2 protein-coding genes are annotated in these 2372 nt (G+C 59.1%); both read left to right on the forward strand.

Translation table 11 applies throughout. The features are described from left to right. The first annotated feature begins 852 nt into the window (after positions 1–852). Positions 853–1374, forward strand: coding sequence for a DUF6879 family protein (locus ABD120_RS39320; protein WP_343955571.1), 522 nt, complete (start codon positions 853–855; stop codon positions 1372–1374). Positions 1375–1385: 11 nt separating this feature from the next. Beyond that, positions 1386–2201 carry a helix-turn-helix domain-containing protein gene (locus tag ABD120_RS39325; protein WP_343955573.1) on the forward strand — a complete coding sequence of 272 codons (816 nt, stop codon included), beginning with the start codon at positions 1386–1388 and terminating at the stop codon, positions 2199–2201. The last annotated feature ends 171 nt before the right edge of the window (positions 2202–2372 follow it).

A 2372-nucleotide genomic window follows, 5' to 3' on the forward strand; every position in this document is an offset into this window, starting at 1 on the left:
CGGAATACCCAGAGCGGGAACCACACGAAGATGCCCCATAGGCCACAGGTGAAGATCGTTGCCATGAGATGGAACCCGTGGCTCTTGGCAGACAGACCGCGATGCTTGGTCACGCTCTTACGCGGCTGTGGGGGGCCGTACGGCCCGTGAGGGGGTTGCGGGTAGCTCATGGGCGGGGACTATAGCGCCCTCACATAGCAGTGCCGCGTGCTCGTCCATGCTGGCTTCGTGACAGCCTGCCTGTGCGGGGGAGGCAGTGGGCCAGGCCCGTAGGGCTGCTGTCCATGCTGGGGATGCTGGTACGGCCCCTGGGACTGCTGCGGCTGCATGGGGGGACAGTAGGCGGCAGTGATCGTTTTGTGCAAGGCGGCACCAGGCCAGACCGGGAAGGAGCCGACAGCGCCGTTTAAACGGGTCGGTCCCAATGAGTGCTCTGACCGCTTGACGTCATCCCCGGTAGCCATTCAAGCTCTCTGGGCAGGCACGCCAACCATCGAGGGGCAGCAACTCGCGGCATCGGTCGCGAGCTGCGGGCTTCTTGCTGCGGCGGCCGGAACACCTCACGCCGCCCAGGATGGATTTCCTGTTCTGCCAACTCTCAGAGCTTGACGCTCGCTCAAGATCCCCGAAACATAGATGGCACAACACGAGAAAGGGCAGACATGGCGCGCATGCAGCTTACTCGGCTGGACGACGATAAATGCGATGAGGGCACCTGCCCCGCTATATACCGTACCGACAGGGGAACGATAGCAATCCAGGGCGCAAGGGTCCTAGATGACCACGGGCTGAACATTCCGGATCACGAAACGGTTGTCGAAATCCCCGAGGAGATGTTCTGGAAGGTTGCTCGTGATCACTCCTGAGGAGTTCGGCAGACTATTCGAGACTTTCGAGCGAGAGGCGTTCCGTCTCGAAACCCTCGACTTCTACGACAGCGGAGGAACGCAGATAGGGCTTCCCGCATTCCTCGCAGGAGAAGAGGAACCCGAGCAGTTTAAGAACTCTCCGTGGACGGTCACTGTAAGCAACGCGGTGCAAGCAGGAAAGCGCATGTATCGAGCGCATGTGGTAACCACGCCACTCACAGACTACTTGCGGTTCGAGTTTGCATGGGGCTACCACCGCAATGCGAAAGCTGGAGAAGAGTTCTATATTCTGGATCTCGCCCAGCGCAACGTTCCTGGCCTTCCTTCTCACGACTTCTGGCTGTTCGATGAGCAGAAGGTAGTGCGCATGGACTACGACGACCAGGGCGCATACCTCGGGGCTGAAGTACTGCCGGAGACACGAACCGCCGAATATGTCCGGTACCGGGACTTGGCTCTTGAACACGCCGAGTCGCTCGCCGCGTTCTGGGAGCGTCACGGCTGAACAGAGAAGACTTGTCGGCAGCACTCCGGGAACTGCGTGAAGCTAGCGGCCTACCCGCTAAGGCAGTTGCCCGGAGTGCCGTCATGTCGCCATCTAAGCTAAGCAAGATTGAAAACGGCCATCGCGCGCCGTCCCTCGCCGACGTGGAACGCATACTGACTGCCCTTGAAGTCTCCGAAGAGGTTAAGGCGGGGTTCATGCGGGCCGCCCGCATAGCCGCAACCGAAGCGACTGCATGGCGCCTGTATCGGCGAATGGGGCCACATAAGAAGCAGATGCAGATTAAAGCCGTTGAAGCTCAGACGGAAGTTCTGCGACTCTTCCAGTGCTCGGCGATTCCTGGTCTACTCCAAACGCCTGAATATGTGAGAGCCGTTGTCGCTCGACACGACTACTCCCCAGAGGAGATCACACGCACCGTAGGTGCACGGCTAGAACGCCAAGCTGTGCTATATGAGAATGGGAGATCGTTCAATTTTCTTCTCACGGAGTCGGTTCTCCGTTGGCGTATCCTTGCACCCGCGATGATGGCTGGGCAGCTTGATAGGATTTCCTCTATCTCCCGGCTAGCTAATGTGCATGTGGGGGTCGTGCCGCTGTCGGTTCCGCAGGCCGACTTGCCGGGAACTCCGTTCTGTATCTTCGATGAGCGGCTAGCTACCGTGGAAACGCCGCATGCGGAGATCGTTACGACCGATCCGCGCGATGTGGCAGCGTATGTGACCAAGTTTGAGGGCTTTGTTCGCGTTGCCCTTCATGGTGATGAGATGCGGGATTTCGTAGATCGCATCAGGGATGAATTGTTGACAGGACAGGAAACGTCCTAGGCCATTCTGATTAGGCTTCATATCTTCGAGGGATGGCGGGAGAACACAACACAGCAACCCCCGACCAAGCGCCGGAGGCAGAAGCCGCTTTGGAGCGGCTTCACAGGAGCTTGGTCGCCGAAGGGATCTGCCCCAAGCTGATCCAACAGACCATGGGCGAGTCCGAATCGT

Origin of the sequence: Nonomuraea longicatena, from assembly GCF_039525605.1 — a bacterium.
Classification (GTDB): Bacteria; Actinomycetota; Actinomycetes; order Streptosporangiales; family Streptosporangiaceae; genus Nonomuraea; species Nonomuraea longicatena.